Source organism: Pseudomonas serbica (assembly GCF_028823535.1).
GTDB classification, from domain to species: Bacteria; Pseudomonadota; Gammaproteobacteria; order Pseudomonadales; family Pseudomonadaceae; genus Aquipseudomonas; species Aquipseudomonas serbica.
In genome coordinates this window covers 79,523-106,328 of record NZ_JAQIYM010000002.1, presented here as the reverse complement: position 1 = coordinate 106,328, position 26,806 = coordinate 79,523, and the positions used below count along the sequence as shown (strand labels likewise).

The window sequence follows — 26,806 nt, the reverse complement described above, 5'->3', positions numbered from 1 at the left end:
CCTGTTTATTGAACAACTGTGACCCGCTTCCATGTCGATAGTTTTCAACGGATGAACCTACAGTTTGCTTCTGTGCAGGACATCAGGAGCTACGATTTATCTTGGCCTGTTACCACCAGTGGCGGTTCTGCACGCTGCAATTCAAGGGCGGGCAATTTGGACGGCTGGTTCAAGAGTCGCAGCACCGGCGAATCGTAACCGTAAACGTCGGGTTTGAACGTCACCCGTCCGTCGGTATTCAGGTCCACCGTCCAATAGGCCAACAGCACGGGCACCTTGACGGGAAGCTTGATGTTTTCGGTCCTGCCATTGGCCAGTTGTTTTTGTATACCCGCCGTATTCCAGCGCACAGGGTCGTTGAACAGCAGTTCGACCAGTTGCAACGGATTCTCCACCCGGATACAGCCTGAGCTGGTGGCACGCATGGATTTGGCGAACAACTCGCGATGGGGCGTGTCGTGGAGGTAGATCGCATAGTCGTTGGGGAACCGGATGACCACCTGCCCGAGCGAGTTTTCCGGGCCGGCGTCCTGGCGCAGTGTGATGCCGCGTGCATTGGACCAGTCGACGGTCGACGGATCGAGCGTATTGCCTTCGCGGTCCAGGGCGCGAATCCGGTTGGCCGCAAGGTAGCCCGGATTCTGCTGGATCTTGGGCAGCATATCCTTGACCAGAATCGTCGGCGGAACAGTCCAGGTGGGGTTGAACGTGACGTAGGTGATTTCCGACTGGAACACCGGCGTACTGCGAAATGGTTTGCCGACCTGCACCCGGGAGCGCCAGACCGGCTTGCCGTCGCGGTACAGGGCGACCTTGTAGCCGGCGATATCGACGATGACAAAGGTGCCTTGCAGCTTATAGAGCAACCAGCGCGCCCGCTCCATGTTCACCCGCACCTGGTCGATTCGCGCCTCGACCGGCACATTCAGCGCCGCCAGCGTCGACGCCCCCGCCACGCCATCGGCGCCTAGGTATTGTTCGAGCTGAAATTTCTTCACCGCGGCAATGACACTGTCGTCGTAATCGGTGCGCATGGACTTGCGCGGGTCCAGGTACCCGGCCGCCACCAGGCGTGAGCGCAATTGCCGGACGGCGGCATTGTCCATGCCGGGCTTGAGCGACTGCCCCTCGGCGACTTTCGGCCAGCCACCTGCGTCACGAATCCGGCGCAACTGCGCAAGACTCTCGCGCAGGCTGCGATAAACCGCCTCCTGGGGTGGCGCCTGGGCGAACGCGCGAGCCACGTCGTGATCGTCCAGGGCGGTAAAGAAGCTATTCATGTCCTCGCGGGGATCGATGCCCTCGGGTTCGAAGTTCCAGTGAAAATCCAGCCGCGCCGGATCCACCTTGCCACGGCGCAACTGCAGCAGCGCCGTGATGTAGGTACGGGTGGCCGCGATGTCGAAAGCCGCCGATTGCGCCGGTGTCGGCGCCGTGGCCTGCAGCGCCAGTTGCGCCTGGGCCAGCTCGCCAGCCCGGTAATCCTCGGGCACCAGGCCATCGGCCTGGGTGTCATCAAGCCCCTTGAGCAATTGGCTGACATCCTGACCGTTCGTCCAGGCCGCGCGGTAATTGCGATGCGAATAGAAATCCAGGACCACCCGGGCGACATCCACCCGTCGATGTTTTTGCGAGGTCAACAGTGGCGGGAATGAAGATTGCAAAGGTTCGAGCTGCGCCTGGATGGCCTGACCAACGACATCATCGGGTGCAGCACCGACCACAGTCACTGGCGTCGGAGATACCTGCACGATCGGCGAAGTTTCACCCATAGCAGTGCCGCTGATCAGAAAGACCATAAAAAATACACGGCTTATGACGAATAACCTTGTTAATTGACCCATGGATAATCCTTAATCACCTGTAATCAAAGGGCTAGCGTCCAACTCACTGCTAGACTCGAAATATTCCTGATGAGACATTTTTATGGCGCTACATCGCTTTGGCTTTCTGCCAGTCCTGTTGCTGACGTCGGCTTTCCTTCCATCAGCCTACGCCGATTCGCTCGAAGTCGCGCTGGCCAAAGCGGCTCCAAACGCCAATGCCAAGGTCATTGCCCTGGCGGTTCGCGCAACACAGTGTACCCGCACCCAAGGCGCAGCCCCGGCACAGAGACTAGCAGTGATCGATTATTCACTGCCTTCGACCGAACAACGCCTGTGGGTGTTCGATCTGAAAAAACGCAAGTTGCTCTTCCACGAACTCGTCGCCCATGGCCGCAACAGCGGCGAAAACATGACCACCCAGTTTTCCAACCAGAATGAAAGCTTCGCCACCAGCCTTGGCCTGTACCGCACCCAACAGAGCTACGTCGGCAAGAACGGCTATTCCCTGCGCATGGAAGGCCTGGAACCGGGCTTCAACGATAACGCCTTTGACCGGGCCATCGTCATCCACGGCGCGCCCTATGTCAGCCCGGTGCTGGCTCGCGCCAACGGCCGCATCGGCAGGAGTCTGGGCTGCCCGGCAGTCAGGCCGGCCATCGCCCACCGCCTGATCGACTCGATGAAGGATGGACAGCTGCTGTTTTCCTACTACCCGGACCAACGCTGGCTGAAATCGTCTTCGTACATCAATTGCGGCAGCGGCACGGTAGCCTCGTCGGACAAGGTCACTTCACGCCAGTAAACATCCCGCGCAAGCGGTCATCTGCCAAAAACGGGCACGACATCAGGGAAATTGCGTCGAACACACGCTTATAATCCGCTCGTTCGCCCGTATTCGAGACCGGTATGACCGCTATCCATATCAAGTTCCCCTCCCTGACCCTCAAGGCTGGCGCCCGGGCACTGGCACGCATTCGCCAGAACGGCTTGAGCGCCGCCGATGTCGGCACGCTACCCGGTGCCGCTGGGGGTCCCAAGGCCCTGGGGATTCAGGGGCTGGACCTGGCATTGTTCGGCGAATGGCTGCCGGCGGCGCCGCGCGAGCGCTCGTTGATCGGCGCGTCGGTGGGTTCCTGGCGTTTTGCCAGCGCCTGCCTGCCGGATGCCGCCGAAGGCCTGCGGCGCCTTGGCCACCTCTACACCGAACAGAACTTCAGCAAAGGCGTGACCATGGCGCAGGTCAGCCAAAGTTCCCGGCGCATGCTCGATGATCTGCTCGACGGGCGTGACGCGGCCCTGCTCGACAACCCTCATTACCGCTTGAACATCATGGTGGTCAAAAGCCACGGCCTGCTCGCGGACGACCATCGCGGCCGCCTGGGCCTTGGCCTGTCGTCGGTGATCGCCGACAACCTGCGCGGTCGAGCACGGCTGTCCCGGCACTTCGAACGGCTGATCATCCACGACCCGCGCCTGGCACCGCCGGTCAACGCGCTGAACGACTTCCCCTCGCGCTTCGTCGCCCTGGACAGCGCCAATCTGCGCCAGGCCCTGCTCGCCTCGGGTTCGATCCCGATGGTGATGGAAGGCGTGCGTCATCTTCCTGGCGCCGGTGCGGGCACGTTCCGCGATGGCGGTCTGCTGGACTATCACCTGGACCTGCCCTACAGCGGCAACGACATCGTGCTTTATCCGCACTTCACCGATCGGGTGATTCCCGGCTGGTTCGACAAGACCCTGCCCTGGCGCCGCGCCTGCCCTGTGCGCTTGCAGGATGTCGTACTGCTGGCACCCTCGAAGGAGTACCTGGCGCGCCTGCCCTACGGCAAATTGCCAGACCGCAATGATTTCAAGCGCTTCATGGGCGATGCCCCGAGCCGCCAGAAATACTGGCGTACGACCATGGATGAAAGCCGCCGCCTGGGCGATGAGTTTCTCGAACTGGCGGCCAACGGTCGTCTCGCCGAACGCTTGCTGACCCTTTAGTCAGGACAAGCTGTTAAACTCGCCACCTGCCCACATCGCCGCGGCGATCGCCACCTGAACAGAGCTGAAACCACTGTGGAAATCTTCAAAGAATTTACCTTCGAATCCGCCCACCGCCTGCCCCACGTCCCGGACGGCCACAAGTGCGGCCGCCTGCACGGTCACTCGTTCAAAGTGGCGATTCACCTCAGTGGCGACCTCGATCCGCATACCGGCTGGATTCGTGACTTCTCGGAAATCAAGGCGATCTTCAAGCCGCTGTATGAGCGCCTGGACCACAACTATCTGAACGATATTCCTGGCCTGGAGAATCCGACCAGCGAAGTGCTGGCCAAATTCATATGGGCCGAACTCAAGCCGCTGCTGCCGGAATTGAGTGCGATCCGGATTCACGAGACCTGCACCAGCGGTTGCATCTATCGCGGCGAGTAAGCCCATCGATCAAAAAAACCACCGAGACCGGTGGTTTTTTTATGCCTATGCTTTTTGGCTCGCACCCGCCGAGAGGATACGCACATGACTGACTGGCCGCTGGCTCAGAGCTATCGCTTCAATGGGCATTCCGTTCGCTACGCCGTGCGTGGCGATGGCCCGCCGCTGGTGTTCGTGCATGGCACGCCCTTCTCTTCCTTTGTCTGGCACCGTATTGCACCGCATTTCATCACCACGCACCGGGTGCACTACTTCGACTTGCTGGGCTACGGGCAATCGGAAAAGGTCGACGGCGACGTCTCCCTGGGTGTGCAAAACCCGTTGATGGCGCAGTTGCTGGAACACTGGGGCCTGGATCGCCCGGACGTGGTGGCCCACGACTTCGGCGGGGCCACAGCCCTGCGCTGCCATTTGCTCAACGGCAAGGACTACCGCAGCCTGACGCTGATCGATCCGGTGGCGCTGACGCCCTGGGGTTCGCCGTTCGTGCAGCATGTGCGTCAACACCAAGCCGCTTTCAGCGGTGTGCCGGATTACATTCAGCGGGCCATAGTCCCCGCTTATATTCGCGGGGCGATCAAGCGCGACATCCCGGATGACGAACTCGCACCCTATGTGCAACCGTGGCTGGGCGATCCGGGGCAAGCGGCGTTCTATCGGCAGATCGCGCAAATGGACGAACGCTACACCCGCGAGGTTGAGGGCCTGTACCCGACAATTCGCTGCCCGGTGCAGATTCTCTGGGGAGAGGACGACCAGTGGATTCCGATCGAACGCGGACGGGCCTTGCAGGGCATGATTCCGGGGGCGCAGTTTCATGCGGTGGCCAAGTCCGGGCACCTGGTGCAGGAAGATGCGCCGGAAGCCATCGTGGCGGCGTTGATGCGTTTTTTGCCGTTGGATATGACGGTTTGACGCGGCCGCCTTGAACATTGGGTTGGTCTTGAGGCCGCCATCGCTGGCAAGCCAGCTCCTACAGGGATCGTGTACATCCGCGAAAAGACCGCTGGCGACAGTTGCCGCTGCCGAGCTAACGTAGAGCTATCGTCCAAACGGTTCTCTGAAAGGATCTGCCTGATGCACATCATCAACGCCCGGCTGCGCAACCAGGAAGGCCTGCATGAGCTGCACCTGGAAAACGGCCTGATCAGCAACATCGCCCGGCAGACCGAAGCGCCGACCCTGGGCCCCGACGACCTGGACGCCGGGGGCAACCTGGTGGTACCGCCCTTCGTCGAACCGCACATCCACCTCGACGCCACCCTGACCGCTGGCGAGCCGCGCTGGAACATGAGCGGCACGCTGTTCGAAGGCATCGAATGCTGGGGCGAGCGCAAGGTCACCATCACCGAAGAAGACACCAAGGTGCGCGCCAGGAAAACCCTCCAGGCCCTCGCCGCCCATGGCATCCAGCACGTGCGCACCCACGTCGACGTCACCGACCCGCAGCTCACGGCGCTCAAGGCCATGCTCGAGGTGCGCGAAGAAAGTCGGCATCTGGTCGACATGCAGATCGTCGCCTTCCCCCAGGAAGGCATCGAGTCGTATCGCAATGGTCGCGAGCTGATGGAAGAAGCCATTCGCATGGGCGCCGATGTGGTGGGCGGCATTCCGCATTTCGAGTACACCCGAGACCAGGGCGTCAGCTCGATTAAGTTCCTCATGGACCTGGCCGAACGCACCGGTTGCCTGGTGGACGTGCATTGCGATGAAACCGACGACCCGCAGTCACGCTTCCTCGAAGTGCTGGCCGAAGAAGCCCGCAGCCGCGACATGGGCTCGCGGGTTACCGCCAGCCATACCACGGCCATGGGCTCGTATGACAACGCCTACTGCGCCAAGCTGTTTCGTCTGCTCGGGCACGCCGGGATCAGCTTCGTCTCCTGCCCCACCGAAAGCATTCACCTGCAAGGGCGTTTCGACAATTTTCCGAAACGCCGGGGCGTCACCCGGGTCAACGAGCTGCTGGAAGCCGGCATGAACGTGTGTTTCGGCCAGGACTCGATCGTCGACCCCTGGTACCCGCTGGGCAACGGCAACATTCTGCGGGTGCTCGAAGCCGGCCTGCATATCTGTCACATGCTCGGTTATCGCAACCTGCAAAACGCCCTGGACCTGGTCACCGTCAATAGCGCCAGGGCCATGGCGCTGGGTGAGCGCTACGGGCTTGAGCCCGGGCGGCCGGCGAACCTGTTGATCCTCTCGGCGGAGAACGATTACGAGGTTATCCGCAGCCAGGGCTTGCCGCTGTATTCGGTGCGCGGCGGCCAGGTGCTGATGAAGCGGACGATGCCGGTGGTGGAGCTTGCCGGCGGACAGGTCTGAAGGTTGCGGTGACTGGGGCTGGCCCCTTCGCAGGCAAGCCCGCTCCTACAGGTTTTGTGAACGACAAAAAACCATTGTAGGAGCAGGCTTGCCTGCGAAGGCAATTTGAAATTCAACCGATCAATCGAGCCGTACCAAACAGGCTCACCCGACGCAACTCCCCCTGCTCCTCTTCCAGCAAAATCGGCGCCGTACCACCGGGCATCGTCACCTTCACCTCGCCGGCCTCGACCCATCCTACCCGCCAAGCCGCGCAAGCCACCGCCGTGGCGCTAGTGCCGGAAGACGCCGTCGGCCCTTCGCCGCGCTCAAACACCCGCGCGACGACTCGCTGCCCGGTTTCGTGCATCGCCCATTGCAAATTGATCCCCGCCGCACAAGGCTTCCCGCCCCCAATGGGCATGGCGAAAGCAATACGCGTCAGCCCTTCGCCCAACGCTGGCTCGCGCATCTGCTCATTGCTCGGCAAGGCCTCGGCGCTGTCCACCAGCGTCACGCAGTGGGGATTGCCGACCCGCGCGAACTGACTGCGCGACCAGGCGCCATTGAGCGCCGACAATTGCCGCACATGGCTGAGTTCACGGCCATTCAACCGGACTGTTTCAACGCCACCGGCACTGACCGCCGACGGCCCGAAGCCAGGCTGGCCGAGGTCGAGCCAGAAACCCTGCACGCCTTCCACTTGCGCAGCTTTCACGGCTGTCTGCCCCGGTGAAGGCGTATCGGATTTGTCGTGATGCACCCTGAGTACACAGGCTTCGTCGCCGGGGAAAAGCCCCTGGTCGCTCAATGCCTGGGAAAAAATCGTCAGCCCGTTGCCGCTGCGCTCGGCCAGGGTGCCGTCTGTGTTGACGATCAACAGATCAAAGGGTGGCGATGACTGAAAGGGTCCGACCAGCAAACCGTCACTGCGATGATCCTTACTGCCCGGCGGTTGCGTGCCCGGCGCCCATGCACAGCACGCCTCGATGGCCGCCAGCGCCCAAGCCTTGCGGGTTTGCGCGGCGTGGCCGGCCTGATCGGGCACGTCGATGCCCATCTGGCGCAGCGCCTCTGGCGCCACCACCCCGTAGATATTGCCCCGTGCATCGTACATCCGCGCCATGGCGCCCTCCCTGCTGGATACTTTGCCTTCGGCACAACATATCGCGAAACACGCACTGGCTGTGCAAGGATGTCAGCCTGTGGGCGTGCAGGACGCCACGTCCGCTGAACGAACCCTCGGGGCAGGATCATTGTCCCTTGCAGACGCGACGTTTTTAGCCAAGGACTGATATGACCAACCTCAACACCCGGACCTCATTCGTGCCAGGGCGCCTGGAACAGATGTCCACGCGCATCGCCTTTTTCATCGCCGGTTTCGGCATCGCCGCCTGGGCACCGCTGGTGCCGTATGCGAAGGCGCGGGCCGGGCTGGATGAAGGCACCTTGGGTTTGCTCCTGCTGTGCCTGGGCGTCGGCTCGATACTGGCCATGCCCGTGGCCGGCATCCTGGCCTCACGCTTCGGTTGCCGCAAGGTGGCGACCGGCGGCACCCTGCTGATCTGTGCGGCGCTGCCGCTTTTGGCCACGGTATCGTCGATTCCGGCCTTGATTGGCGCCTTGTTCATGTTCGGCGCGGGCCTGGGTACCGTGGATTCGACGGTGAACCTGCAAGCAGTGATCGTCGAACGGGCCAGTGGCAAAAACATGATGTCGGGGTTTCACGGCCTGTTCAGTCTGGGCGGCATTGTCGGTGCGGCGGGCGTCAGTGCGCTGCTCGGCCTGGGACTTGCGCCGTTGGGCGCGATGCTGCTGGTCAATGTGTTGCTGCTGGTTGCACTGCTCAAGGCTGCACCGCACATGCTGCCCTATGGCAGCGAACGCTCTGGACCGGCGTTCGCCGTTCCCCACGGCATCGTGCTGTTTATCGGCGGGATGTGTTTCATCGTGTTCCTCGCCGAAGGTGCCGCCCTGGACTGGAGCGCGGTATTCCTGACGCAGGAACGAGGCATCGACAAGGCTTATGCGGGATTGGGCTACGCGGCCTTTGCCCTGACCATGACGGTGGGTCGCTTGACCGGTGATTCCATCGTGCGTCGCCTGGGCGCCACGCGGGTGATCGTCTTCGGCGGGGTGACGGCGGCGGCCGGACTGTGCCTGGCCACGTTCGCCCCCAGCTGGGAAGCGGCGTTGGCGGGCTATGCGTTGCTGGGCGCCGGCTGTTCGAACATCGTGCCGGTACTGTACACCGCGGTGGGCAAGCAAACCGTCATGCCGGAAAGCATTGCCGTACCGGCCATTACCACCCTGGGATACGCGGGGATACTGGCGGGGCCTGCGCTGATCGGATTTGTCGCCCATGCCGCCAGTTTGAGTTTTGCCTTCGGGTTGATGGCGTTGTTGCTGCTGGCGGTGGCGATTGGCGGGAGGGTATTGAAGGTTTAAAAGCTTCGCTGGCAAGCCACTCCTGCAGGTTTGCGCCAACCTTGTAGGAGATGGCTTGCCAGCGAATGCAGGCACCTCGGTCTGTCAGAACCCGACGCTGGCCTGCACAAAGAACGTTCGCGGCGTGCCGACGTACATGCCCGCGTTGTTGTCGCTGGAGCGGGTGAAGTACTGCTTGTCGAAGATGTTTTTCACCCCGGCCCCGAGCTTCAGGTTCGACACCTGCGGACCGAAATCGTAGCCCGCGCGCGCGTTCCAGGTGACGTAGCCCGGAATGTCGCCGTACTGCCCATCCGCCGTGCCTTCGGTGATGTAGTTGTTGCTGAAGCTGCCGTCGGCGTTCACCGCCACGCCCGGCGAGCGTTGTTTTGACTGGGCAAAGGCATCCAGGTTGTAGGTCCAGCGATTGATGTCGTAGCGCAGGCCGACGGTCGCCACCTGGCGCGAGTAGAACGGCAGGTCCCGGCCCTTGAAGTCCGGAATCTCGCCTTCATAGACAGCGCGGGTATAGGTGTAGCCGGCGTTCGCGGTCAGGCCGGCAAGGCGCGGGTCCAGTGCCGCCATGTCGTAGTGCACCGACGCCTCGATCCCCCTGTGCGTGGTGGCGCCGAGGTTGGTCCAGCCCGCATCGTTACTGATGTATTGCAGCTCTTTATCGAAGTCAATGTAGAACAGCGTCACTTCACCGCCCCACACCTCGTCGTTGTAGCGAGTACCGAGTTCGTAGGTCTTGGCTTTTTCCGGCTCCAGGCCATTGGCGGTTTCGTCACCCGTCCCGCCCTGGCCCAGCTGGAAGTACTGCAGGCTGCCGAACGAGGTCTCGTAGTTGGCGAACAGTTTCCAGGCATCGGAGAGGTGATACATCACGCTCAGGGCCGGCAGCGGCTCATTGCTCTCGATACTGCGGCGCTTCTCCGGCACCGGCCGGCCGGCGGTGTCGAGCACAGGGCGGTCATGCCAATCGGTGCTGATGTGTTCGAAACGGATACCCGGGGTGACGGTCCAGTTGCCGACGTCGATCTTGTCGTCGATGTACACCGAGTTGGCTTCAGTGCCACCCGTACGGTCCTGATAGACGTGGCCGTCCGAACCCGGCCGCACCACCGGCTCGTTGTTGACCAGCGCCAGGCGGCTGGCTTCTTCGTGCATGGCTTCTTTCAGGTAGCGGTAACCGACGCTGACTTCCTGGGTGCTCGGGCCGACATCGAACACATGGGAGACCCGTGGTTCGATGCCAAAGGTGTAGTAGGTGCGCGGGAACGAGCCGAGGGTTTTCTGATCGCGGGCGGCGATGTTGCTGCCACGAAAACTGTCGGTGTAGTAGGTCAGCACTTCGGCCTGGGTGCGGTCGTCGAGTTGCCGGACCCACTTGAACGACACGTCCTTGCGCCGACCGCTGAAGTTGTCGTGGTCGCGGTCGGACTGGAACGGATCGGCGTCATACTGCGCCTGGGTCAGGCCGCCGGGCATGTCGGCGCTGGCATCGTAATAATGGAAGTTGAGGCTGAAATCATCCACATCGGTCGGCGCCCAGTGAGTCTTGAAGATCACGTCGTCGATGTCATTGCCATTGTTGCTCTTGCGGTAACCGTTGCCGTTCACCGCGGAATACAACAGTGCCACGCCCAGGCCGTTGTCGGCGGTGCCGCCGGCGAACAGCGTATCGATGTGCTTCCAGCCACCGTGCTGGGAGGTTTCCAGGGTGCTGCCGATTTCCGCCGAGGCTGTTTCCGGGATCGCCCGCGTCACGAAGTTGATCACCCCGCCGACGTTCTGTGGCCCATAACGCACGGAGCCGGCGCCGCGCACCACGTCGATGCTGTCGAGGTTGCCGGAGGAAATCGGCGCCATGGACAACTGCGGCTGGCCATAAGGGGCGAAGGCCGCCGGCACGCCATCGATCAACACGGTGGAGCGTGGTGACAGGCGCGAGGTCAGCCCGCGAACGCCGACGTTCAGCGAAATATCACTGCCACCGGTACCGTTGGCTTCCTGCACCTGCACACCCGGCACGCGCTTCAAGACGTCGCCGACGTTCATCGCACCCTGCTCGACCATGGCCTCGCGACGAATCACGGTACGGGCGCCGGGGTGGTTCTGCACCACCGCGGCATCGGCATCGCCAAGCCAGTCGCCCACCACCTTGATGTCCGTCACGCCAAGCTCCAGCGGGCCGTTTGCCGCAGCAGCCGGGGCCGGGGCTGGCAGCAACGTCACCGAGCCTTCGTCGATCTGGTATTGCAGGCCACTTCCTTGCAGTAACTGGCGCAGCGCTTCTTCCGGCGCGATATTGCCTTCCACCGCCGGGGCCTGTTTGCCGGCCACCAGCTCAGGGCTGAAAAAAACCTGCAGCGAGGTCTGCTGGCCCAGCTGGCTCAGGGCCTGACCCAGGGGTTGCGCCGGGATACGGATAGCGTCGGCAGCAAAGGCCTGGGGCAGCGCCAGGTTGACCGCCAGTGCGAGGGCCAGCGGCAACCAGGTGGACTTGTTGTTTTTAGCGGTGGTCTTTTTCACGTCGAACGTAATCCTGAAGATCGCAAGAGTGTGCGCTTGTTAATGCAAACCAGTTGCAGTTGAACAGGAAGACGATGAACTCGAAAAAAACCTGAATTTTATTTTGAAATTATTTCCTGGCTGCCGTCATCGAGGGTGCGCACCGCCACCGGAAGGATGCTCGGCAAGGCCTTGAGCAAGGCGTCGGTGTTGTCGGACTTGAACACGCTGGTCAGGCGCAGATTGCCCACGGCGGCATTGCCGACCTTGAGCGGCTTCTCCCGATAGCGCGAGACTTGCTCGGCCACATCGGCCAGGCTGGCGTCGTTGAATACCAGCTTGCCGCTGCGCCAGGCCGTCAGTTCGGCGGGATTGACCGCGTAGGCCGCAGCGACCTTGCCCGCGGCATCGACATGACTGCCCAGGCCGGCGGTCAGGCTGATGAACTCGTCGTCGGCGGCGTCGCGTCCCTGCACCTTGACCGTGCCCTGCTCTACCACCACCCGGGTGTCGATGCTGCCCCGGCGCACATCGAAGCGAGTGCCGGTGACGGTGACCTTGCCGCTCCCCGCCTCCACCACAAAAGGCCGGCTGCTGTCGTGTTCGACGCTGAACAGCGCCTCGCCTTCGCTCAGCTCAATGGCGCGACGATCCTTTTCAAAGCGCACCTGGATGCGGCTGCGACTGTCCAGATCGACCGTCGAACCATCGGGCAAGGCCACCAGGCGACGCTCGCCCAGTGCCGTGGAAAACTCGGCCGTGTAGGGCGCCGGTGGCTGCAAGACACTGAGCAGCCCCAGGCCGACGGCCATCGCCACCACACTGGCGGCCACCGCGTAGCGCACCAGCGGGCGTTGCCTGGTGCGACTCGGCGCTGGCTCGCACAACGCCTGCAAACGCGCCGCCGGCACCAGGTCGGCCGCTGTCCACAGGCCCTGGAGCCATTCGAATTCGTTGCGGTGTTGAGGGTGCTGGTTCAGCCAGCTGTCGAATCGGCGATACACCTCGACATCGACCGCGGGCTCCTGCAAACGCACAAACCACTGCGCCGCTTCATCGCGAACCGCTGTTTGCCCGCACGCACAATCACGGGTATCCATCATGGAAGTTCCTGTTTGTCCGGGGATGGGAACACGCTGCACTTCATGGATACAGTCCATCCAGGCGGTCGCGCAGATGCCGCAGCGTGCGGATCATATACTTTTCCACCATGTTCTTTGACAGTCCCAGGCGTTCGGCGATTTCAGCCTGGGTCAGGCCTTCGATTTTCTGCCAGACAAACACCTTGCGGCAGTTGAGCGGCAGCTCGGTGAGCGCCCGCTCGATGGACTCCGCCAACTGGATCGCCTGCATGAAATGCTCCGGGTCGCCGGATGATGACACACTGACATCGATCGCCCCCGACTCCTGGGCGCCTCGCCGATCCTCGCGCCGATAACCGTCCACCGCGATGTTGCGCGCCGTCTGGTGCAGGTAGGCCCGGGGTTGCTGCACCGCGGCCGAATCCGACTCGAGCACCCGCACGAAGGTATCGTGGGCCAGGTCCTCGGCCTGCTGACGGTTTCTCAGGCGACGGGTCCAGGTGCCAACCAACTCTTCGTAATGCTCGAGAAAGCCGTGTCTGCGGGGCAGCTTGGGGGTCATTGCGGTGTGCTGTGGGTGCGAGAGCGTGAATAGTAATGCTTCCTATTAACCTAAGGCAACGATTTGCGTCCGCACGGCCGAACGGTCGATTACCGTCTACCGCCCGCCAGCCTTGGCACCGCGAGATCCCGGCAGTTCCACACGCGCCACCAGTCCCGCGCCGCTGCGATTGCGCAGCGTCAGCTCACCCCCCTGCTCGCGGACGATTGCCCGCGCAGCGGACAGTCCCAGGCCCACGCCACCAGTATCGCGATTGCGCGAAGTCTCCAGTCGGTAGAAGGGATCGAATACTCGCTCGAGGGCGGACTCGGGTATGCCGGGGCCCTGGTCACTGACTTCGATGCAAACCATACGCCCGTCACTCATCAGTTCGATGCCCGGTTTCTGGCCATACTTCACAGCGTTTTCCAGCAGGTTGACGATCACTCGCTTGATCCCCAGCGGACGGCCGTCGTACACCAGGTGGGCAGGACCGCTGAAGTCGACGACGATGTCCTGGTCGCGAAAATCGTCGACGATCGTTTGCAGCAATTCCGAAAGGTCGAATGCCGTGTTGTGCTCGCCGTGGCTTTCATCACGGAAAAAACCCAGCGCCGCGTTGATCATCGTCTGCATTTCCTCGATGTCGCGGACCATTTTGCGCTGTTGTTCAAGGTCTTCCATGAATTCGCTGCGCAGGCGCATCCGTGTCAGGGGCGCGCGCAGGTCGTGGGAGATGGCCGCGAGCATCTGCGTACGCTCGCTGAGAAAGTGGCGGATCTGCGCCTGCATGGTGTTGAAGGCAATGATCGCCTGGCGTATCTCATGCGGGCCTTCAATCTTTATCGGCGGTGCGCGCAGGTCATCACCGAAGCGCCGTGCAGCGCTGGCAAAACGTTGCAGCGGGCTGGCCAGTTGCCGCGTGGCAATCCAGGCGACCAGCAGGGTTGCCACCAGCCCGAGGGCGATGATGATCGGGATCCGTACATTGGCGTCGAGCCCCCAGCTGCGTTCCGGGGGCGTGAACGACAGCCAGCTGCCGTCGCGTAGCTGAACCAGCGCCACGTAATGCGCCTGGGGGCTGTCGTGCGGCCAGTCGCCGGGGTTGAAGACCTGGATGTCACGGGGCACATCACCGAGCAACTCGTGCAGCGGCGAATGTTCAGTCCCTACCTGCGTACCGCCCGAGGGCAGATGGAAGTCGGCCCGCCGTTCGTGCCAGGTCACTTCAAGCAGCGGATGGCTCGCTGCGCCAGCCAATGATGAGCGCAATGGAACAGGCGCTGCCTCGATCACCCGGACATTCGCGGCGATCTGCTCCAGGAGGCCGGTGCGGTCGATCGGCGGACGGCCCCAGGTGCCCGCCAGTTGCACGAACAGGCCATTGAGGGCCAGCGAAGCGAGCATGGCGGCGACGATGGTCAGCGCAATCCGCGACCTGAGGGTATCGCGCGGGACCATTCGCGCGACGATGCGACGAATCATGCGCCGGATCACGAGCGGGTCACCCTGGCGCAGAACATATACCCGCCGTTACGCACCGTGCGAATGAGATCCGGGCGCTTGCTGTCTGGCTCGATCTTGCGGCGCAGACGACTGACCTGCACATCGATGCTGCGGTCAAAGGCCTCGTGGCCCTGGCCGCGAGCCAGGTCGATCAGCTGTTCCCGGGTCAGAATGCGCTGCGGATGCTCGAGGAACACCCGCAGCAGATCGAACTCGCCAGCGGACAACGGAATCATCACGCCCTCGGGCGAGCGCAATTCACGGCAGGTGATATCCAGGTGCCAATCGGCGAAGGTGATGATCGGCCGCGTCGGCTCCCGCCCCGGGCTTTTTTCGCCGGCGCGGCGCTGCACCGCGCGCAATCGGGCGAGCAACTCGCGGGGGTCGAAAGGTTTGGTCAGGTAATCGTCGGCGCCCAGTTCCAGGCCGATGATGCGGTCGCTCAGTTCACCCATCGCGGTCAGCATGACGATCGCGATGTCGGTCTGCGCGCGCAATTTCTGGCACAGGCTCAGGCCACCTTCGCCGGGCAGCATCAGGTCAAGGATGATGATGTCGGGGCGGTTTTTTTCGATCATCGCCCACATGGCCCCGCCGTGGGTGGCCAGGTCGACCTCGTAGGCATGCTGGACAAAGAACTGCTTCAGCAGGGAGAGGATTTCCACATCGTCGTCGACGATCAGCAGTCTGCTCACGTTCAAAGGATCCACGGTCAAAAAAAGAGCGTATCTAAAACCATTCCGGGGCCAGGGTCATATATTTCAATCCAGCAACATTTCTACCCGCCTGACATCAACCGGACATACGGTCGTTACCGCCCTGCTGCACCCTGCGCGCATTCCAATTCATGAGGTCTTCCATGCAGGGCTCGAACTACGCGACCGAGACAACCGATAGCGCTCATACGGTGATCCTCAACCAGCGCACCAGCGCGCCAGGGCAGGACGAGCCGATTCTATTCCAGCAGGCGTGCCTGGGACTGACCGACGATCGGACCCATGTCGTGCTGCGCCGGTATTTCGAGCGCTACAGCCCTACTACCGGCACTTGGGTGGAATACATCCACCGCGTTCCGATTGCCGAGTTCACCCAGTGGATCATGGCCAACGGCGATCTGCGTATCGAATGCTCGGAAGACTCGCCAGGCTCCACCACCCACCCAGGAACTCCTTGATGAGAAAGTACTTCTCTCTACCGCTAGTGGCCTTAGCAACCATCGCCCTCTCGGCGTGCAGCAGCAAAACCGTCGCTCCGGACAACTATTCAGGCTTTTTGAACGACTACAGCGCCTTGACCGAACACCAGTCCCCCTCGGGACAACCGGTGCTGAGCTGGGTAAACCCCAAGCTTGAGCTCGACCGTTACACCCAGGTTTACTTCGAACCGAGCCGGTATTACCCGCAGCCCGTGCCGAGCGAGCGCCTGCCACAGACCACCCTTGGCGACACCACCCGGTATTACGATGCGGTGCTCAAGCATGAGCTGGGCAAAGTCTTGACCGTGGTCAACACTCCGGGTCCCAAAACCCTGATCGTGCGGCCGGCAATCACTCGAGTGACCGCCAGCACCCAGGGCCTGCGCTTTTACGAATGGCTACCGATCACCCTGGTTGCCGCAGGCGTCAGTACCGCCACCGGAATCCGTGACCAGGACAGCGAAATCGCCACCGAGGTCGCCTTTCTCGATGGCGGCACCAGGACCCTGGTCGCCACAGTCGTTCGCAAGGGCACGGGAATACCCCTGGAAAACGACAAGCAGGTCATCACCACGGCCAACGTCAAGGGCGTGCTTGATGGCTGGGCCAATGACCTGCGCAATTCGTATGTAGCGATGCGCAAATAAGGACGCTTCTATTACTGTAGGAGCCGGCTCCTACAGGTTTGGCACACAGTCAAAGCAATCTGGCAGGAATCCCAATGCAGGCATCGACTGGCTGTAGCAAAGTGCAAGAATGCCAGTCACCGGCTTTTCTCCAGGAATGCACCCATGTCCAGCGCCAAAGCATCGCCCAAAAGATCACCGCTTGCCCGGCTCGCCCTGGCCATCTCCCTGAGCGTCCTCGGCCTGCCGTTGTCCATGGGCAACGCCCAGGCCCATGGCGGCAAGGCCGAAATGGTGCCGTTGCAAGCGGGCCTTGAGGAGTTTGGTGCCAGCGTCAAGTGGGACGACTACTCGAACCTGTTCACCATTGCCAAGGACGGTGTCTACCTCAAGGTCAAGCCCGACAGCAAAGTGGCCATGCTCAACGGCAAGCGCTTGGAGCTGACGGTGCCTGTGGTGTTCAAGGGCAAGACGGCGTACATGTCCAGGGACTTCATCAACCAGGTCTTCCAGTCCGGCCTGGACACGACCTTCGTCGTCGAGACCCGCCCCAGCCCGCTCAACCCCCTGAGCGCGGCTGAAATCACCACGGCCGTGGACATCATCAAGCAATCGGAACACTACAAGCCAGGTTTTCGCTTCACCGAGGTATCGGTCAAGGAACCGCCGAAGGATCAGGTGTGGAACTTCGTCTTCACCGGGCAAAACGTCACCCAGTCGCGCCAGGCCAATATCGTGGTGCTGGATGGCAAACATGTAATCGAAGCGCTGGTGGATCTCGACAGCAAGACGCTCAACGCCTGGAAGCCGATCGAAGGCGCCCACGGCATGGTGTTGCTGGATGATTTCGCCACGGTGCAGACCGCAGTCGAGACCAGTCCCGAATACGCCCAGGCCTTGGCCAAGCGCGGCATCAACGATGTAAAGAAGGTCGTGGCGACGCCGCTGACCGTCGGTTATTTCGACGGCAAGGACGGGCTGGCCCAGGACAAGCGCCTGCTGAAGATCGTCAGCTACCTCAATGTCGACGACGGCAACTATTGGGCGCACCCGATCGAGGGCCTGGTGGCGATTGTCGATCTGGAGCAGAAAAAGCTCATCAAGATCGAAGACGAAGCGCTGATCCCGGTGCCGATGAAACCCACGCCCTACGACGGCCGCGGGCGCAAGGGCGTGGCGGTCAAGCCGCTGGAAATCATCGAACCCGAGGGCAAGAACTACACCATCACCGGCAACAGCATTCACTGGCAGAACTGGGATTTCCACGTTCGCCTCGATTCGCGGGTCGGCCCTATCCTGTCCACGGTCACCTATGACGACAAGGGCAAGAAACGCAAGATCATGTACGAAGGCTCCCTGGGCGGCATGATCGTGCCCTACGGCGACCCGGATGTCGGCTGGTACTTCAAGGCCTACCTCGATTCCGGTGACTACGGCATGGGTACCCTGACCTCGCCAATCGCGCGCGGCAAGGACGCCCCTGAAAACGCCGTGCTGCTGGACGCTACCATCGCCGACTACACCGGCGCACCGACCGCGATCCCGCGGGCCATGGCGGTGTTCGAGCGCTATGCCGGGCCGGAATACAAACACCAGGAAATGGGCCAGCCCAACCTCAGCACCGAGCGACGAGAACTGGTGGTGCGCTGGATCAGCACCGTCGGCAACTATGACTACATCTTCGACTGGGTCTTCCAGCAGAACGGCACCCTCGGCATCGACGCCGGCGCCACCGGCATCGAAGCGGTCAAGGGCGTCAAGTCCAGGACCATGCACGAAGACACTGCCAAGGAAGACACGCGCTACGGCACCCTGCTGGACCACAACATCGTCGGTACCACGCACCAGCACATCTACAACTTCCGTCTCGATATGGACGTGGACGGCGAGCAAAACTCCCTGGTGGAAGTGAACCCGGTGGTGCTGCCGAACGACCGTGGCGGCCCGCGCACGAGCACCATGCAGACCGAAACCCGCGTGGTCAGCACCGAACAGCAGGCGGCGCAGAAATTCGACCCGTCGACCGTGCGCCTGCTGACCAACTTCAGCAAGGAAAACAAGGTCGGCAACCCGGTGTCCTACCAGTTGATTCCCTATGCCGGTGGCACGCACCCGGTGGCCAAGGGCGCCAACTTCGGCAACGATGAATGGCTGTACCACCGCCTGAGCTTCATGGATAAACAGCTGTGGGTGACGCAATACAATCCGCAGGAAAAATACCCGGAAGGCAAGTACCCGAACCGCTCGGCCAAAGACTCGGGACTGGGGCAATTCACCCAGGATAACCATTCGATCGAGAACACCGACGACGTGGTCTGGCTGACCACCGGCACCACCCACATCGCCCGGGCCGAAGAATGGCCGATCATGCCGACCGAATGGGTGCATGTGTTGCTCAAGCCGTGGAACTTCTTCGATGAAACCCCGACGCTGAACCTCAACGCCCCGAAATAACGGGCTGGAACGCAAAATTGTAGGAGCCCGGCTTGCCGGCGAAGGCGTCCGTAAGTACGCCTTCGCTGGCAAGCCGGGCTCCTACAAAATGCGATCAAGCGTATTGCTTGCGATACTCCCCCGGCGCAATGCCGAAGCGTGATTTGAACGCCGTGGAAAAGTAGCTCGAATCGGAAAACCCCCAGGAATACCCCAGCACCGACAATTTCTCTTCCTTGCGCGATTGACGCAGGGACTCGGCGCACAGGTCCAGCCGGCGGTTCTTGATGTAGCGCGCCACCACCAAACCCTTCTTGGCGAACATGCGGTACAGGCCGCGGGTCGACATGCCGACTTCCCGCGCCAGCCATTCCGGGCACAACTCTTCGCAGCGGATGTGCTGGTCGATGAAGCTCAGGGTCTTGCGGAAGGTACGCTCGTGCGGATCCGTGCAATCGTCGGTCTGGCTGATGGCCGGACGCAACAGACTGACGATCGCCTCCAGGGTCGCTTCGCTTTCCTGCCGGGTCAGGTGCTGTTGGCGGGTGGCGTCGAGAATCAGACGATGCGAGAGCATGGCGATCGGCGACGACGCGGCAATCCGATGGCCGCACTTGACCTGGTTGAAGCGCAGGGTCTGCTCGACCAGTTGAGACGGCAGGATCAGCGACAACTGTCGGGAGTTTTCGCTGTAAGTGAAATCGCTGGGCCGCGCAGCATCGATCAAGGTGATATCCCCGGCGGACAATAAAACCCTGTCGTCGCCCTGGGCCATGCCCGCGGTGCCATCGAGCTGGAACACCGCAAAGTACTTGCCACCCTCGCCCGCCGCCACTTCCTGCGGCGTGCGGTACAGCCGTGCCTGGCAGGCGTCAACGAAGCTGAGCTTGAGGGCATCGCTGCGGTATTCACGGATCTGGCCAGCAAAGTCGCTGCCCAGGGGCTGTGCGTTGAAGGCGCCACAGATCTGGTTGATCTGATGGATCCACTGATCGAACCCATCCTGGCGCTGTGCGGTTGTTGAAATCATGTCAGGCCTCACGCAGGCTTATTTTTATTGTCTACGTCAATTAGCAGGTTCTCCTGAACAGCGACTCTCCCTGACCGTCGACGGGTTATTTCAACCCGCCAAAGCGTCGATAAAAACTCTCGCCCACATCCGGCAACGGGCCGTCGGCAGTTTCCAGTGCGCTGTTCAGCCATTCCTCGGCCTTGGCGTAGATCAAACGGTAAATGTTGCGGCACAACTGCCGGGCCGCACGACCTTCCCAATCACCGGGCAGCAACTCGTCTGGTAGTTGCGGGTCACGCAGCAGCAGCTTGCGGTATTCGTGAATAAGCAGGATCCGCGCCAGGAAGCAGTCGGACGGCTGCAGGTTTTCCTGCTCGCGAAGCGCTTGCCAGAGCGGCCGGAACAGCTGGATGAACTCGCTGTAATGGGTCGCCAGCTCTTCGATGTTCCAGCTCTCGCGCACCTGCAGGCGCAGGGCCTTGGAGGCGAGCACGTCCTGGGCGGTGGTTTCGAAGACGATGGTTTCTTCCTGCGCGCCGAGGTCGAGCAGCGTCGCGTTGACGTCGGTGCGGTCGCTGCGCGGACAGGCCAGCACCACCGGCGAAATCGCACCAAAACCTTGCCATTCCAGCTCTTCGCGCACTTGTTTGCGCTTGTCCTGGGTCAGCTGCGACAGCATCACCAGGCACCAGGAGCCATCCCAAGCCGGCATCGTGGTGCTGTAGACCCGCTTGAACGCCTTGTCGAAACGTCGGCGGCCGGTGCCGGTCAGGCTGTAATAACTGCGCCGGCCGACCTTCTCGGCGGTCAGCCAGCCTTCCTTGGTCAGGCGGAAAATCGAGGTGCGGATCAGCCGCTCGTTGATGCCGATCGGTTCGAGCAACTGGATCAGGCTGCCCAACCAGACAGTCCCGCCGTGGGGTTCGATGGCATCACCGTAGAGGGTGATGATCAGGGAACTGGCGCGGATCGGCGTCTGCTCTTGAAAGCGGGTAATCAGATGGTTCAAGGGTGTCAGGGACGACATGGGCGTACCGAGCAAAAAAAGAAAAGGAATATACCGAAAGCCATGGGGTTAATCCCAACCCCTTGTGGGAGCGAGCCTGCTCGCGAATCGGTCTGACATCCAACATCTGTGGTGACTAACCCGCCGCTTTCGCGAGCAGGCTCGCTCCCACAGGGAAGTTTTGCATTCACTGGCCGCTGCCCTTGGGCCGCAACCCACTGTCACTGATCCGCGGCCGACCCGGCTCCGGCTCTGCCAACGGTTCACACACCTGCATCTGCTCCAGGCACCGCCTGGCCAGTTGCTGATACTCGCGGGTGCCCGCTTGTTTCCACGCCACTTCCTGATCGCTGAGGGTGCGCTTGACGCTGGCCGGCGCGCCCATCACCAGAGACTGCTCGGGGCATTCGAAACCGGCCTTGACGAAGGCCGCCGCCGACACGAAGGACCTTGGTCCGATGCGCGCGTTGTCCATCACCACCGCATTCATGCCCACCAGCGCGTCGGCGCCGATCCGACAACCGTGCAACACCGCGCCGTGGCCGATGTGACCGTTGCGCTCCACCACCGTGTCGCTGTCGGGGAAGCCGTGCATCACGCAGGTGTCCTGAATGTTGGCGCCCTCCTCCAGCACGATCCGCCCGAAATCACCGCGCAGGCTGGCCAGCGGCCCTACATAACAGTGGGGGCCGATGATCACGTCGCCGATCAACACGGCGGACGGATGCACATAGGCACTCGGGTCAACCACCGGGGTCAGGCCATCAAGGCTGTAGCAGGTCATGGCAGCTTCCTTCACAAAGCGATGCAGATATTGACTTGTTTTGTATCATATCGCTTTTACATTCACAAAGACAAAAAAGCGTATCACTTGAATGAGGGTTTTCCGACGACCTGCGCCGCGCTGTAAAAACCGCCATAAAACCCAATGAAATAGGGGATAAACCCACCACACACGACGATACGGCATTACAGGATCACAGCTGACCGCACAAAAATAAGACACATTAAATCGATTTTGTTATTGCATTTGCGTATCACGTTGTAGGTATACTCCGGCAAAACCGGCCCCTTGCAGCCGATCCAATAACAAGCCGGCATCACCGCCGAGCGCTCCGTGAGGGCATCCGCCATGCCTCAAACCCTTGCCGTCGAATTCATCGAGCCTGGTGTTCGCCTGATTACCCTGCAGCGCCCGCAAGCGCTGAACGCCCTCAATACCCAGCTTCTCGGCGAACTGGCTGACGAGTTGAGCGTTGCCCAAGCCGACCCCGAGACCCGTGCCGTGGTCCTGACCGGCAGTCGCAAAGCCTTCGCCGCCGGTGCCGACATCAAGGAAATGGCCGAGCGCGACCTGGTCGGCATCCTTGACGACCCGCGCCAGGCCTCATGGCAGGCCATTACTCGCTTCAACAAACCATTGATCGCCGCTGTCAACGGCTTCGCCCTTGGCGGTGGCTGCGAACTGGCGATGCACGCCGACATCATCGTGGCCGGTGAAGACGCCCGCTTCGGCCAGCCGGAAATCAATCTCGGGATCATGCCCGGCGCGGGTGGCACCCAACGCCTGCTGCGCGCCGTCGGCAAATCCATGGCCATGCAGATGGTCCTGACCGGCGAGCCGATCGACGCCCGCCAGGCCCAGCGCGCCGGCCTGGTCAGCGAAGTCACCCAGCCGGAATTCACCGTCGATCGCGCCCTGCAGATCGCTCGCAACATCGCCGCCAAGGCACCGCTGGCGGTACGCCTGGCCAAGGAAGCGCTGCTCAAGGCCATGGACACCGACCTGGCCAGCGGCCTGCGTTTCGAGCGTCACGCCTTCACCGTGCTGGCCGGCACCCGCGATCGCGACGAGGGCATCGCCGCCTTCCAGGAAAAACGCACGCCGACCTTCACCGGCCAGTAATCACTGAATTCGAGATCCGCCAAGAGAGCGCCAAGACCATGAACTTCGAACACATCCTGTTTTCCATCGAGGCCGGCGTCGCCCTGCTCAGCCTCAATCGCCCGGACCAGCTCAACAGCTTCAACACCCAGATGCATGGCGAAGTGAAGGAAGCGCTCAAGCAAGTGCGGCAGAACCCCGACGTGCGCGTGCTGCTGCTGACCGGCGAAGGTCGTGGTTTCTGCGCCGGCCAGGATCTGAGCGACCGCAATGTCGCGCCGGGCAGCGCCGTGCCGGACCTGGGCGAGTCCATCGAAAAGTTCTACAACCCGCTGATCCGCCAGTTGCGCGACCTGCCGATGCCGGTGATCTGCGCGGTCAATGGCGTGGCCGCCGGTGCCGGCGCGAACATTCCGCTGGCCTGCGACCTGGTGCTGGCAGCGCGTTCGGCCAGCTTCATCCAGGCATTCTGCAAGATCGGCCTGATCCCTGACTCCGGCGGCACCTGGACCCTGCCGCGCCTGGTCGGTATGGCCCGCGCCAAGGCCCTGATCCTGCTCGGCAATCGCCTGACGGCCGAACAGGCCGAGCAATGGGGCTTGATCTATCGCTGCGTGGAAGACGCCGAACTGCGCGCTGAAGCCCTGAAACTGGCGCAACACCTGGCCACCCAGCCGACCTACGGCCTGGCGCTGATCAAGCGCAGCCTGAACGCCAGCATGAGCAACAGTTTTGATGAACAGCTGGAACTGGAGCGTGACCTGCAACGCCTGGCCGGGCGCAGCGACGACTATCGCGAGGGCGTCGGCGCCTTCATGGAAAAACGCAACCCAAGCTTCAAGGGACGCTGAGTCATGAGCGCACTGAACACTTCTGCACGCATCGCCGTGATCGGCGCCGGCGCCATGGGCGCCGGCATTGCCCAGGTCGCAGCGCAGGCCGGGCATCCGGTGCTTCTGCTGGACAATCGTCCCGGCGCGGCCGCCCAGGCCATTGCCGGCATCGACCGGCAACTGGGCAAACGGGTCGAGAACGGCAAGCTGTCCGCCGAATCGCGCAGTGCGACGATTGCCCGCCTGCACGCCGTGGAAGCGATCGAAGCCCTGGCCGATTGCGCGCTGATCATCGAAGCCATCGTCGAAAACCTCGAGGTCAAGCGCGCACTGTTCCGCCAACTGGAAGAGATCTGCGGCGAGCACTGCATCCTCGCCAGCAATACCTCGTCGCTGTCGATCACCCGCATCGCCGCGCAGCTCGATCACCCACAACGCCTGCTCGGCCTGCACTTCTTCAACCCGGCGCCGGTCATGCCGCTGGTGGAAGTGGTCTGCGGCCTGGCCAGCGATCCGGCCTTGGCCGAGTGCCTGTACGACACCGCCAAAGCCTGGGGGAAAAAACCGGTGCACACCCGCTCCACCCCGGGTTTCATCGTCAACCGCGTGGCCCGGCCTTTCTATGCCGAGAGCCTGCGCATGCTCCAGGAAGGCGCCGCGGATTGCGCGACGCTGGACGCGCTGATGCGCGAGGCGGGCGGCTTTGCCATGGGTGCGTTCGAGCTGACCGACCTGATCGGCCATGACGTCAACTATGCCGTGACCTGCTCGGTGTTCGACGCTTATTACCAGGACACGCGCTTCCTGCCTTCACTGATCCAGAAAGAGCTGGTGGACGGCGGGCGCCTGGGGCGCAAAAGCGGCCAAGGTTTCTACAGCTATGCCCAAGGGGCCGAGCGTCCGCCAGCCGCCGAGATCGGCAGCGATGCGAATGTCCAGGTGTGCATTGCCGAAGGCGACCTGGGCATCGCCCGAGGTTTGCTGGTTCGTCTGCGCGAGCAAGGCCTCGACGTCATCCAGCGCGATGGCCGCGGCTTGTTGCGGGTTGGTGACGCAGTGCTGGCCTTGAGCGACGGGCGCATGGCGTGTCAGCGCGCCAGGGAAGACGGCCTGCGCAACCTGATCCTGCTGGACCTGACCCTCGATTACACCCAGGCCCAACGCATCGCCATCAGTTACGCGGCGGGCATTGATCCCCTGGCCTTGGAACAAGGTATCGCCCTGCTGCAACGCGCCGGCCTCAAGGTCAGCCTGCTCAGCGACAGCCCTGCCCTCGCCGTCCTGCGCACCGTGGCGATGCTGGCCAACGAAGCGGCCGATGCCCTGCTGCAAGGCGTGGCCTCGGCGGCCGACATCGATCTGGCCATGCGCGCCGGGGTCAACTACCCCCAAGGCCCGTTGGCCTGGGCCGACGCCATAGGGCTCAAGCAGATCCTGACCGTGCTGGAAAACCTGCAAGCCACCTATGGCGAAGAACGCTACCGGCCGTCGCTGCTGCTGCGCCGACGCGTCGCCGAAGGGAGAATATTCCATGACTAACCATGAAGCGATGAACCTGGCCGTCAACTGTGCACAAACGCTGCTCCAGCGCGACGCCGCCAGCCAGGCGATGGGCATACGCCTGCTGTCCGCGGCCCCCGGTTGCGCCCGTGTGGGCATGACCGTGCGTGCCGACATGGTGCAGGGCCACGGCACCTGCCACGGCGGCTTTCTGTTTGCCCTTGCAGATTCAGCATTCGCCTTTGCCTGCAACAGCTACAACGAAGCCACAGTCGCCATCGGCTGCAGCATCGACTACATCGCCCCGGCACGCCTGGGCGACACGCTGACTGCCGATTGCATCGAGCAGAGCCGCTCCGGGCGCACCGGCAACTACGACGTACGCATCGAAAACCAGCAGGGCCAGTTGATCGCCCTGTTCCACGGCAAATCCTACAAAGTGCGCGGCTCGGTGCTGGCGCAGGAGCCCCCCAATGAATGACGCCCTGATCATCGACGCGGTTCGTACGCCGATCGGTCGCTACGCCGGAGTCCTGAGCAGCGTGCGCGCCGACGACCTCGGTGCGGTGCCGTTGCGCGAGCTGCTGCGCCGTCACCCGCAAGTCGACTGGAGCACTGTCGATGATGTGATCTACGGCTGCGCCAACCAGGCCGGCGAAGACAACCGCAACGTCGCACGCATGTCGGCACTGCTGGCTGGGTTGCCGGTCAGCGTACCGGGCACCACCCTCAATCGCCTGTGCGGTTCCGGACTGGACGCCATCGGCACTGCCGCCCGGGCGATTCGCAGTGGCGAAACCGGGTTGATGCTGGTCGGTGGCGTCGAATCGATGTCCCGCGCACCAATGGTGATGGGCAAGGCCGAACAGGCATTTTCTCGAGCTGCCGAGATTTTCGACACCACCATCGGCTGGCGCTTCGTCAATCCGCTGATGAAAAAAACCTACGGCATCGACTCCATGCCGGAAACGGCGGAGAACGTCGCCGAACAGTTCAACATCTCCCGGGCCGACCAGGACGCTTTCGCCCTGCGCAGCCAGCAGCGCGCTGCTGCCGCCCAGGCCAATGGGCGGCTGGCCAGGGAAATCGTCGCGGTGCAAATCCCCCAGCGCAAAGGCCCGGCCAAAGTGGTCGAGCACGACGAGCATCCGCGCGGCGACACCACCCTTGAGCAACTGGCCAAACTGGGCACGCCGTTCCGCGAAGGCGGCAGCGTCACCGCCGGCAACGCCTCGGGGGTCAACGACGGCGCCTGCGCGCTGCTGCTGGCCAGCCCGGAAGCCGCCAAACGCCACGGCCTGACCGCCCGTGGCCGGGTCGTGGCGATGGCCACCGCCGGTGTCGAGCCACGCATCATGGGCATCGGCCCGGTACCGGCCACGCGCAAGGTGTTGGAAGTGGCCAACCTGAGCCTGGCGGACATGGACATCATCGAGCTCAACGAAGCCTTTGCCGCCCAGGGCCTGGCGGTATTGCGCGAACTGGGCTTGAGCGACACCGACCCACGGGTCAACCCCAACGGCGGCGCCATCGCCCTGGGCCATCCGTTGGGCATGAGCGGCGCACGCCTGGTCACCACCGCCCTGCATGAACTAGAGGAACGCAATGGCCGCTACGCCCTGTGCACCATGTGCATCGGTGTCGGCCAGGGGATCGCGCTGATCATCGAGCGTCTACCCCACTAAAGAATCGCGATTC

General features: G+C 62.5%; 24 protein-coding genes. 14 read left to right on the top strand and 10 right to left on the bottom strand.

From position 1 onward, the window contains the following. Positions 1–89: 89 nt before the first annotated feature. Complete coding sequence (locus NQL71_RS03160; protein ID WP_274642263.1) at positions 90–1,844, bottom strand: L,D-transpeptidase family protein; 1,755 nt, start codon at positions 1,842–1,844, stop codon at positions 90–92. Between the two features lie 82 nt (positions 1,845–1,926). Here NQL71_RS03160 and NQL71_RS03155 point away from each other — a divergent pair, with 82 nt between their 5' ends. From NQL71_RS03155 to codA, 5 genes are all read left to right on the top strand, one after another. Continuing rightward, positions 1,927–2,628: a murein L,D-transpeptidase catalytic domain family protein gene (locus tag NQL71_RS03155; protein WP_046817870.1), complete on the top strand. Its 702-nt coding sequence runs from the start codon at positions 1,927–1,929 to the stop codon at positions 2,626–2,628. A gap of 104 nt (positions 2,629–2,732) precedes the next feature. After that, positions 2,733–3,812: a patatin-like phospholipase domain-containing protein gene (locus NQL71_RS03150; protein ID WP_077185526.1), complete on the top strand. Its 1,080-nt coding sequence runs from the start codon at positions 2,733–2,735 to the stop codon at positions 3,810–3,812. 75 nt (positions 3,813–3,887) lie between these two features. Beyond that, positions 3,888–4,244 (top strand): 6-carboxytetrahydropterin synthase QueD, encoded by a 357-nt coding sequence (gene queD / locus NQL71_RS03145; protein ID WP_008056290.1) that lies wholly within the window; start codon positions 3,888–3,890, stop codon positions 4,242–4,244. A gap of 84 nt (positions 4,245–4,328) precedes the next feature. Next, positions 4,329–5,159 (top strand): alpha/beta fold hydrolase, encoded by an 831-nt coding sequence (locus NQL71_RS03140; protein WP_274642262.1) that lies wholly within the window; start codon positions 4,329–4,331, stop codon positions 5,157–5,159. 162 nt (positions 5,160–5,321) lie between these two features. Continuing rightward, on the top strand, positions 5,322–6,569 hold the full coding sequence (gene codA / locus NQL71_RS03135; RefSeq protein WP_046817867.1) for a cytosine deaminase: 1,248 nt from the start codon (positions 5,322–5,324) through the stop codon (positions 6,567–6,569). A gap of 112 nt (positions 6,570–6,681) precedes the next feature. On the opposite strand, the gene NQL71_RS03130 is transcribed toward codA, so the two are convergent. After that, on the bottom strand, positions 6,682–7,674 hold the full coding sequence (locus NQL71_RS03130; protein ID WP_274642261.1) for a diaminopimelate epimerase: 993 nt from the start codon (positions 7,672–7,674) through the stop codon (positions 6,682–6,684). 170 nt (positions 7,675–7,844) lie between these two features. Between NQL71_RS03130 and NQL71_RS03125 the strand changes: the two genes are divergently transcribed. Further along, positions 7,845–8,996 carry an MFS transporter gene (locus NQL71_RS03125; RefSeq protein WP_077185530.1) on the top strand — a complete coding sequence of 384 codons (1,152 nt, stop codon included), beginning with the start codon at positions 7,845–7,847 and terminating at the stop codon, positions 8,994–8,996. 84 nt (positions 8,997–9,080) lie between these two features. On the opposite strand, the gene NQL71_RS03120 is transcribed toward NQL71_RS03125, so the two are convergent. From NQL71_RS03120 to NQL71_RS03100, 5 genes are all read right to left on the bottom strand, one after another. Further along, positions 9,081–11,510, bottom strand: coding sequence for a TonB-dependent siderophore receptor (locus NQL71_RS03120; RefSeq protein WP_274642260.1), 2,430 nt, complete (start codon positions 11,508–11,510; stop codon positions 9,081–9,083). A 98-nt stretch (positions 11,511–11,608) separates the two neighbouring features. Continuing rightward, complete coding sequence (locus tag NQL71_RS03115; RefSeq protein ID WP_274642259.1) at positions 11,609–12,592, bottom strand: FecR family protein; 984 nt, start codon at positions 12,590–12,592, stop codon at positions 11,609–11,611. Between the two features lie 40 nt (positions 12,593–12,632). After that, a complete protein-coding gene (locus NQL71_RS03110) occupies positions 12,633–13,133 on the bottom strand; it encodes a sigma-70 family RNA polymerase sigma factor (RefSeq protein ID WP_274642258.1) in 501 nt (166 codons plus the stop codon). A 96-nt stretch (positions 13,134–13,229) separates the two neighbouring features. Beyond that, entirely contained in the window at positions 13,230–14,597 is a 1,368-nt protein-coding gene (locus tag NQL71_RS03105) for an ATP-binding protein (protein WP_425520675.1), read from the bottom strand. Positions 14,598–14,605: 8 nt separating this feature from the next. Next, positions 14,606–15,313 carry a response regulator gene (locus NQL71_RS03100; RefSeq protein ID WP_248687939.1) on the bottom strand — a complete coding sequence of 236 codons (708 nt, stop codon included), beginning with the start codon at positions 15,311–15,313 and terminating at the stop codon, positions 14,606–14,608. Between the two features lie 164 nt (positions 15,314–15,477). Here NQL71_RS03100 and NQL71_RS03095 point away from each other — a divergent pair, with 164 nt between their 5' ends. The 3 genes from NQL71_RS03095 (at position 15,478) to tynA (ending at position 18,893) form a co-directional block, all read left to right on the top strand. Then, positions 15,478–15,792, top strand: coding sequence for a hypothetical protein (locus tag NQL71_RS03095; protein ID WP_166619318.1), 315 nt, complete (start codon positions 15,478–15,480; stop codon positions 15,790–15,792). Next, on the top strand, positions 15,792–16,460 hold the full coding sequence (locus NQL71_RS03090) for a DUF3313 domain-containing protein (RefSeq protein ID WP_046817860.1): 669 nt from the start codon (positions 15,792–15,794) through the stop codon (positions 16,458–16,460). The genes NQL71_RS03095 and NQL71_RS03090 overlap by 1 nt, the downstream gene beginning before the upstream one ends. A 144-nt stretch (positions 16,461–16,604) precedes the next feature. After that, positions 16,605–18,893 (top strand): primary-amine oxidase, encoded by a 2,289-nt coding sequence (gene tynA / locus NQL71_RS03085; RefSeq protein WP_077186282.1) that lies wholly within the window; start codon positions 16,605–16,607, stop codon positions 18,891–18,893. 94 nt (positions 18,894–18,987) lie between these two features. Here tynA and feaR read toward each other — a convergent pair whose 3' ends face one another. The 3 genes from feaR to paaY form a co-directional block, all read right to left on the bottom strand. Continuing rightward, positions 18,988–19,902, bottom strand: a complete 915-nt coding sequence (feaR, locus tag NQL71_RS03080; RefSeq protein ID WP_046817858.1) for a transcriptional regulator FeaR — start codon at positions 19,900–19,902, stop codon at positions 18,988–18,990. Positions 19,903–19,987: 85 nt separating this feature from the next. Beyond that, entirely contained in the window at positions 19,988–20,911 is a 924-nt protein-coding gene (paaX, locus tag NQL71_RS03075) for a phenylacetic acid degradation operon negative regulatory protein PaaX (RefSeq protein ID WP_274075470.1), read from the bottom strand. Between the two features lie 166 nt (positions 20,912–21,077). After that, positions 21,078–21,674, bottom strand: coding sequence for a phenylacetic acid degradation protein PaaY (gene paaY, locus NQL71_RS03070; protein ID WP_077186279.1), 597 nt, complete (start codon positions 21,672–21,674; stop codon positions 21,078–21,080). Positions 21,675–22,022: 348 nt separating this feature from the next. On the opposite strand from paaY, the gene paaF reads away from it, so the two are divergent. The 5 genes from paaF to pcaF are packed head-to-tail and all read left to right on the top strand — an operon-like array spanning position 22,023 to position 26,793. Continuing rightward, entirely contained in the window at positions 22,023–22,796 is a 774-nt protein-coding gene (paaF, locus tag NQL71_RS03065) for a 2,3-dehydroadipyl-CoA hydratase PaaF (protein ID WP_046817855.1), read from the top strand. 38 nt (positions 22,797–22,834) lie between these two features. After that, positions 22,835–23,626, top strand: a complete 792-nt coding sequence (gene paaG / locus NQL71_RS03060) for a 2-(1,2-epoxy-1,2-dihydrophenyl)acetyl-CoA isomerase PaaG (protein WP_274642257.1) — start codon at positions 22,835–22,837, stop codon at positions 23,624–23,626. A 3-nt stretch (positions 23,627–23,629) separates the two neighbouring features. Continuing rightward, entirely contained in the window at positions 23,630–25,147 is a 1,518-nt protein-coding gene (gene paaH / locus NQL71_RS03055) for a 3-hydroxyacyl-CoA dehydrogenase PaaH (RefSeq protein ID WP_046817853.1), read from the top strand. Next, the gene (paaI, locus tag NQL71_RS03050) at positions 25,140–25,589 is read left to right on the top strand and encodes a hydroxyphenylacetyl-CoA thioesterase PaaI (protein ID WP_274642256.1); all 450 of its coding nucleotides are present in this window, start codon (positions 25,140–25,142) and stop codon (positions 25,587–25,589) included. The genes paaH and paaI overlap by 8 nt, the downstream gene beginning before the upstream one ends. After that, on the top strand, positions 25,582–26,793 hold the full coding sequence (pcaF, locus tag NQL71_RS03045) for a 3-oxoadipyl-CoA thiolase (RefSeq protein WP_077186276.1): 1,212 nt from the start codon (positions 25,582–25,584) through the stop codon (positions 26,791–26,793). The genes paaI and pcaF overlap by 8 nt, the downstream gene beginning before the upstream one ends. Positions 26,794–26,806 lie beyond the last annotated feature (13 nt).

Bases quoted from the DNA above. Each gene is read 5' to 3' on its own strand.
- pcaF (WP_077186276.1), top strand. From the start codon at position 25,582: ATGAATGACGCCCTGATCATCGACGCGGTTCGTACGCCGATCGGTCGC.
- paaH (WP_046817853.1), top strand. From the start codon at position 23,630: ATGAGCGCACTGAACACTTCTGCACGCATCGCCGTGATCGGCGCCGGC.
- NQL71_RS03095 (WP_166619318.1), top strand. From the start codon at position 15,478: ATGCAGGGCTCGAACTACGCGACCGAGACAACCGATAGCGCTCATACG.
- paaI (WP_274642256.1), top strand. From the start codon at position 25,140: ATGACTAACCATGAAGCGATGAACCTGGCCGTCAACTGTGCACAAACG.
- NQL71_RS03125 (WP_077185530.1), top strand. From the start codon at position 7,845: ATGACCAACCTCAACACCCGGACCTCATTCGTGCCAGGGCGCCTGGAA.
- NQL71_RS03115 (WP_274642259.1), bottom strand. From the start codon at position 12,592: ATGATGGATACCCGTGATTGTGCGTGCGGGCAAACAGCGGTTCGCGAT.
- NQL71_RS03160 (WP_274642263.1), bottom strand. From the start codon at position 1,844: ATGGGTCAATTAACAAGGTTATTCGTCATAAGCCGTGTATTTTTTATG.
- NQL71_RS03130 (WP_274642261.1), bottom strand. From the start codon at position 7,674: ATGGCGCGGATGTACGATGCACGGGGCAATATCTACGGGGTGGTGGCG.
- paaY (WP_077186279.1), bottom strand. From the start codon at position 21,674: ATGACCTGCTACAGCCTTGATGGCCTGACCCCGGTGGTTGACCCGAGT.
- paaF (WP_046817855.1), top strand. From the start codon at position 22,023: ATGCCTCAAACCCTTGCCGTCGAATTCATCGAGCCTGGTGTTCGCCTG.
- NQL71_RS03155 (WP_046817870.1), top strand. From the start codon at position 1,927: ATGGCGCTACATCGCTTTGGCTTTCTGCCAGTCCTGTTGCTGACGTCG.
- NQL71_RS03090 (WP_046817860.1), top strand. From the start codon at position 15,792: ATGAGAAAGTACTTCTCTCTACCGCTAGTGGCCTTAGCAACCATCGCC.
- paaG (WP_274642257.1), top strand. From the start codon at position 22,835: ATGAACTTCGAACACATCCTGTTTTCCATCGAGGCCGGCGTCGCCCTG.
- NQL71_RS03150 (WP_077185526.1), top strand. From the start codon at position 2,733: ATGACCGCTATCCATATCAAGTTCCCCTCCCTGACCCTCAAGGCTGGC.
- NQL71_RS03140 (WP_274642262.1), top strand. From the start codon at position 4,329: ATGACTGACTGGCCGCTGGCTCAGAGCTATCGCTTCAATGGGCATTCC.
- feaR (WP_046817858.1), bottom strand. From the start codon at position 19,902: ATGATTTCAACAACCGCACAGCGCCAGGATGGGTTCGATCAGTGGATC.
- tynA (WP_077186282.1), top strand. From the start codon at position 16,605: ATGTCCAGCGCCAAAGCATCGCCCAAAAGATCACCGCTTGCCCGGCTC.
- paaX (WP_274075470.1), bottom strand. From the start codon at position 20,911: ATGTCGTCCCTGACACCCTTGAACCATCTGATTACCCGCTTTCAAGAG.
- NQL71_RS03110 (WP_274642258.1), bottom strand. From the start codon at position 13,133: ATGACCCCCAAGCTGCCCCGCAGACACGGCTTTCTCGAGCATTACGAA.
- codA (WP_046817867.1), top strand. From the start codon at position 5,322: ATGCACATCATCAACGCCCGGCTGCGCAACCAGGAAGGCCTGCATGAG.
- NQL71_RS03105 (WP_425520675.1), bottom strand. From the start codon at position 14,597: ATGATTCGTCGCATCGTCGCGCGAATGGTCCCGCGCGATACCCTCAGG.